The organism is Vibrio sp. 1562, from assembly GCF_033340155.1.
GTDB lineage: Bacteria > Pseudomonadota > Gammaproteobacteria > Enterobacterales > Vibrionaceae > Vibrio > Vibrio alginolyticus.
In genome coordinates, this window is record NZ_JAWOVY010000054.1 from 1 (window position 1) to 6196 (window position 6196).

At 46.9% G+C, this 6196-nt stretch carries 6 protein-coding genes; 2 read left to right on the plus strand and 4 right to left on the minus strand.

Annotated elements, in window-relative coordinates:
• The coding region (locus R7Z49_RS22900; RefSeq protein ID WP_318112079.1) for an SIR2 family protein at nt 1–769 on the plus strand (769 nt) is incomplete at its 5' end.
• Nucleotides 766–2805 carry an ATP-binding protein gene (locus R7Z49_RS22905; RefSeq protein ID WP_004249372.1) on the plus strand — a complete coding sequence of 680 codons (2040 nt, stop codon included), beginning with the start codon at nt 766–768 and terminating at the stop codon, nt 2803–2805. The genes R7Z49_RS22900 and R7Z49_RS22905, both read left to right, overlap by 4 nt.
• Before the next feature lie 408 nt (nt 2806–3213).
• Here the strand turns inward: R7Z49_RS22905 and R7Z49_RS22910 are convergent, their stop codons facing one another.
• The 4 genes from R7Z49_RS22910 to R7Z49_RS22925 form a co-directional block, all read right to left on the minus strand.
• Entirely contained in the window at nt 3214–3888 is a 675-nt protein-coding gene (locus tag R7Z49_RS22910; RefSeq protein WP_048608563.1) for an endonuclease, read from the minus strand.
• Nucleotides 3889–3929: 41 nt separating this feature from the next.
• Nucleotides 3930–5219 carry an ISL3 family transposase gene (locus R7Z49_RS22915; RefSeq protein ID WP_048608532.1) on the minus strand — a complete coding sequence of 430 codons (1290 nt, stop codon included), beginning with the start codon at nt 5217–5219 and terminating at the stop codon, nt 3930–3932.
• Nucleotides 5220–5240: 21 nt separating this feature from the next.
• On the minus strand, nt 5241–5747 hold the full coding sequence (gene lspA, locus R7Z49_RS22920) for a signal peptidase II (RefSeq protein WP_007146113.1): 507 nt from the start codon (nt 5745–5747) through the stop codon (nt 5241–5243).
• 9 nt (nt 5748–5756) lie between these two features.
• A partial coding sequence (locus tag R7Z49_RS22925) for a cation transporter (protein WP_276434605.1) occupies nt 5757–6196 on the minus strand: 440 nt, incomplete at its 5' end.

The window sequence follows — 6196 nt, forward strand, 5'->3', positions numbered from 1 at the left end:
ACGCGACAGATTGCATATTTTTACAACGAACTATGACCGAATTATCGAGGTTGGTGCTGAACTTGCTGGTTTAAGACTCATAGACCGTTTTGTTGGAAGTATTGCTCCCGTTTTTAGATCCTCAAGATTAGAAGTTGATTATCACTATAACCCTCCGGGAATACGTGGTGAACCAAGATATTTGGAAGGAGTGGCACGTTTTACCAAACTTCACGGTTCTCTAGATTGGCACGAACAAGATGGTGCGATTAGGCGCTTTGGCCTACCTTTTGGAGCTCGCTCTGTTGAACCGTTTCTAGAAGCAGAGGGGCACGAAAGCGATAGTTATGAACAACTTATGATTTACCCTAATTCAGTCAAAGATAGAGAAACCGCTGAGTACCCCTATGTAGAGTTATTTAGAGACTTAGCAGCAGCGACTAGCCGTCCAAACAGTACATTAGTCACGTATGGCTATAGCTTTGGTGATGAGCATATAAACAGAGTAATTGAAGATATGCTTACCGTTCCATCTACCCATCTAGTCATCATTGCTTTCGGAGATCCGCTAGAAAGAATTATGAACTTCATTGGTAAAAGTGGAAGAAAAGCTCAAATCACTTTACTAATGGGTGACCATTTGGGGGATCTAAAAACTTTGGTTGATAACTATCTACCTAAACCAGCCATAGATAAAGCATCAATAAAGATGGCCGAATTACTAAAACAGCGAGGCTTTATCCAGTCAGAACACTCAGGTAATGCAACTACCACCGAGGTAACATCATGAGTTACTTGCCTATAGAAAGACTGGAACAGTTACGAATCGGAACCGTTGGTTTTGTATCGCCTAGTGAAATTAGAGTTTCCTTAGAAATTGATTCCCCAGACTCAGTCTCTCTTCAAGGAGGCTCACCTCGCAACTTTCCTCGAATCAACAGTTATGTGCTTATAAACAGTGATGATGGATTTCTAGTTGGTCAAGTTGAGTGGATCGCAGTAGAACACTCGCCATACCCCAAAAGAAGAGGCTTGCAAGATTTTGGCTTGATAGACTTACCTTTTCCTCTAAAAAAGCTCAGTATCAACCCCGTTGGTACATTGAGAAGCGATAGAAAAAACGATGGTTTCAAATTCACCAGAGGAACAGATGCATTTCCTTCAGTTGGTGATTCAGTGCTTTTACCTACTGACCAACAATTAAACTCAATAATCGAATCAGGTGAAAACAGAAGGGTTAAAATAGGAGATAGTCCTCTAGCTAACAATGCAGAAATAAAAATCGACCCCGATAAGCTTTTTGGGCGACATATAGCTGTTTTAGGCAACACAGGTAGTGGTAAATCTTGCTCTGTGGCGGGACTAATTCAATGGTCACTGGACGCAGTTTTACAACAGGGCCAAACTCCGAACGCTCGATTTATAATACTTGATCCTAACGGGGAGTACAGCCGAGCATTTGGTCCAAAGTCAAAATATAAGGGGAATTTATTGCGCGTAGAGGCTAACTCTGATTATGGTGAGTTAGAACTTAAAGTACCATCATGGCTATGGAACAGTTCAGAATGGGGGGCGTTCACTCAGGCAAGTTCAAAAGTTCAACTCCCATTACTACGACGAGCTTTGAGGGCGATGAGAAATGATGTGTTGTCAGAAGATGATGTGACAATTCAAGCAAAACATTTTTGCGGAATACTTTTAGTTTCAATAAGGCAACTAGCAAGTCAAGGGCAGATATATGTGAATGGTGGTCATGCCAAAGGCTTAGTTGAAAGTTTAACGTCATGGGAAACTAGCCTCATAACATTAAACGAAAAAATCCACAACCAACCTTTCAATAGTGTAATAAGCACGATAAATACTTACCTATCTTCCAGAAGAGGAGCACAGTGGCCTGCTAAGCCTGAAGTCAGTGATACTGATAAGTTGATTTCTGAGTTAAAAGAAGCTCATGTTGCACTTGGTGGTGATGAACAAGAACTTCTCCCGAAAAGTGAAGATACGCCTATTCGCTTTGAAGGTGATGACTTCGTCGCCTATCTCGAAGCTTTAGCACAAGAAACGGGAACTGAGCAGTTCATGGAATTTCTTTTGACTCGAATTCGCACAATGCTAGGTGACACCCGAATTAGTGCAGTTACTAAAGATTCTGAGGAACCAATAAGTTTAACTGATTGGCTAGATACTTTTCTTGGGAAGGATACTCATGGTGCTATCACTGTTATCGACCTATCACTAGTTCCCAATGAAATTATCCATCTTGTAACAGCAGTAATCTCTAGAGTGACTTTTGAAGCTCTTCAACGATATCGGAAGATGAATGGAAAACCATTACCAACAGTAATGGTTGCAGAGGAAGCTCATACATTTATCAAACGATACAAAGAAGAAAGTGAGAGTCAATCAGTTTCTGATGTGTGCTGCAAAGTATTTGAAAAAATCGCTCGCGAAGGGCGTAAATTTGGTTTGGGACTAGTAGTATCATCCCAACGACCTTCTGAGTTATCTCCTACTGTTCTTTCTCAATGTAATACTTTTTTACTGCACAGAATTAGCAATGATAGAGACCAAGAACAAGTTCATAGGCTTGTTCCCGATAACATGAGGGGGCTATTAAGAGAGCTACCATCGCTACCATCTCGACATGCAATTTTACTCGGATGGGCTTCAGAACTACCGGTGTTAGTTCGAATGAAAGAACTTAGTGAAGAGCAAAGGCCTCAGTCTGATGATCCTGACTTTTGGGACGTATGGTCTAACTCCACAGGTGAGCCTCGTGAAGTAAACTGGCAGCCAATCGTTGAAGAATGGCAAAACAGAGATTAATTTACCAGCCAAATTAGCGCCAAATAGATGCTTAACAATACGAATAAGATTAACTTTCTATGGCGCATTTGTTCCAAAGCGATGAGTGGCGTGAACTATTAGTGGTGTGCGAATCAATAGGCTATTACGCTAATTTCGATAAACGGGTACTTTCCAAAGTGACTTAGGGTTCCTTTCTGACAATTTATTAAATGCATAGATATTAACGACGCTATACGAGAGAAATTTGGGGGAATTACGATTGATTGAAAATTCGACTTAATTCGACAAAGCTGATGATGGTTCAAAAGCGAGTCAGATCCGAACGTCCACTTTGGCAGTTGCCGACTATCAGATTAATTTTAGTAATGTTAATCTGATTTTCGCTAAAAGAACCTTGTCCAACAAGTTTGTCTCAGCTAGTTTCAATTAACAGCTATTTGACACATGGCAGTTAGAGTTACCTTGAATAGTTTTAATCTTAAAATCACGCACTTTTTCCCATTCGTCAACAGGGTCCATTCTTGACCAAGCTTCAAATAGCTGAGTTTGTTGCCTACTGAGTCTTAGGCCGTATTGATCTCGCATGTAGAAATAAATTCTAGCAATATCACCCTGACGGTTAGCTGGTGGTTCTGCTCGACGGTCTTTGAAATCAACTTCGAAATCACATTGACCATAGGATCTTGGTTCATTCGGAATCATGCCAAATCGAAAATTTGACCTATCCCCATTGAGCTCTCCTACAGATGGTACGAGGTTATGGAGATCCGAAACCATTTTAGAAAACTCAGGATCATTCTTTTCGCAGTTCCGACGACCACCATTTTGCCAGCATTGGCGTTGATGGCCAATTTCCCAAGCTGAGACTACATGTTCCCACTCTAAGCGTTCACCTCGTTTCGGTTGCTTTCTTGGTTCATATCCGCAAGATGCAGCATCAATCGCACCATCATTGCTATAGCTACATCCACAGTAAAACGTACTCTGGTTGTCTTGGTAAATTTCTCGGGCAAATCGTTTTGCCTGACTGAACGATGTGGGGTGTTCTGCAATTGCAGGTATAGCGAATAACGCTATAAAGAAAGGGTATACGGATTTAATGGTTGATGGGGCACCTTCACCCCACCAACCTGATACCACCCTCAGATGGTTGATAGATCGACCCCGTAGTTGAGTTCCTCTGCGAAGTCCGGCAGTCCGTAACCGATGGTTTTCTTGTAGAACGGAGAGACCTTCGCAGTCGGAGCCTTCTTCTTGTGCTTCGTAGTGTAGAGCATTCGTGCCCGCATCACCTCGAAGGAGTAACCTCGCCCTTCACGGTTCTTGTCCTTGGCCAGTCGGTTGATGGACTCCGTGTAAGCATTGGTGACGGGCATGTCCGTCTCGAAGTAGGTCATGATCTCTTCGCGCCAGTTACCCACAGCCCTGACCAGATCGCTCCAGACTTCCTTCTGGCCCTTCGGAATGGTGGCTATCCAGTCGTCCAGGGCGGTTTCTGCCTGGGGTCGTGTGGTGGCGTCCCAGATGCCGTAAAAGCGTTCCTTGTGCTCGTAGGCGGCCAGCAGTTGCGGGAATGCGCCTGTCCAGGTCTCCATGATGAAGCGTTCCCGGTCTGAGACTTCGTGAGCGCGTTTCAGCAGGATTTTCCGGTCTCCCTTGAGGGTTCGGCTCTGGGAAGGTTTCAGCTCCTTCCTGAGGCCCTTGCGTACCTTCTCCAGCGCATCGTTGGCCATACGCACCACATGGAACTTATCGACGACGATACGGGCCTGTGGCAGCACCGCCTTGACAGCTGCCCGGTAGGGGTTCCACATGTCCATGCTGACGATCTCGACCTTCTGCCGGTCTTTCAGCTTCATCAGGTAGTTGGTCACCACGTCCTGACGGCGGGTGGCCAGCAGGTCAAGCAGGGGTCGCTCCTCGATGTTGGTCAGGATGCAGCGGTAGCGCTTGTTCAGGTACAGCTCGTCGATGCCCAGAATGCGGGGCGTCTCGAAGCGGTGCCAACGCCCCAGGAACTCGGCACGGGCGTTGAAGATGTCGCGTACCGTCTTCTCGTCCAGGCCGGTCTGTGACGCCACGAAGGTGTAGGGGTGGTTGAAGGATTCCTTCTCCACGTATTCATGCAACCGCAGCGTCATGCGGAAGCCGTCCACCATCTCCGGTAGCTGGGGCCTGAAGGTGATCTTGCAGGCCCGGCAGTTGTACCGGCGGCGGACCACCCAGAGGGTGACCCGCTTACCGTGGATGGGCAGATCACGATAGGGAACATCACGCTTGCCGAACCGCACGAACTCACCCTGGACGCCGCATTCCTCGCAGGCGATGGGATCGGGCGCGTCCACCTGGAAGTGCATATCGTCGTCGGTGGATTTGCAGCCCAGGACCTGGTACTCAGGCAGGTGCAAGATGTTGTTAGGCATTTCCGTCATGGCAGTTTATAGATGCAGACCTCAGTCAGACCAATCTGTTTCGACATTGGTGTTTGTTCTTTCACGCAACAAGCTTGAGGAAACGAAAAGTAAGACACCGAGGACAATTGCAATATCTGCGACATTGAAAGCCGGCCAGTGCCAGGCTCGCCAATAGACATCAAAGGAATCCACAACATAGCCACGAAATATCCGATCAATCAGGTTACCCATCGCGCCACCAAGGATAAGACTGTAGGCGATGGCCTCTCCTTTGTGACGGTTCTCAAGGACCAGCTTGATCAGCAAAATTGAGACCACCACCGCGATTCCGATCAAAAAGTAGCGCTGCCAGCCTCCACCATTGGCAAAAAGACTGAATGCGGCACCGGTGTTCCATACGTGCACCCAGCTAAAGAATGGCGTCACCGAAACCGACTCGCCATATGCCATTGATTGCTGGACCAGCCATTTTACAATCTGGTCAGACGCGGCTATCAGGCCGGAGATGGACAACAGGGCATACGGCGAGAGGTATTTGCCAATCATGGATGTTGCCTAACCCTTGAGGGCCAGAATGCGTCTGGCTCCGTTAAGCACGACAACCCCCGCGATGGTACCGATAATCAGATCCGGATAATTGGATCCGGTCCACGCGACCAGGGCGCCGGCGGTGATGACGCCCAGGTTGATCACCACGTCATTGGCCGAGAATATCCAGCTTGCCTTCATGTGCGCCCCGCCCTCTCGATGTTTGGATATCAGCAGCAAACAAGTGGTATTGGCAATCAGTGCGACGAATGCGATAAGCATCATCACCATCGATTCCGGCTCGCTACCGAAGACAAAGCGCCTCACGACCTCTACGAGTACGCCAACAGCCAAAACCAGTTGGACCACACCAGCAACGTGCGCAACACTGACCTGCCTTTTCACGCTATGCCCAACCGCATAAAGAGCGAGTCCGTACACTGCCGCATCAGCAAAATTGTCCAGGG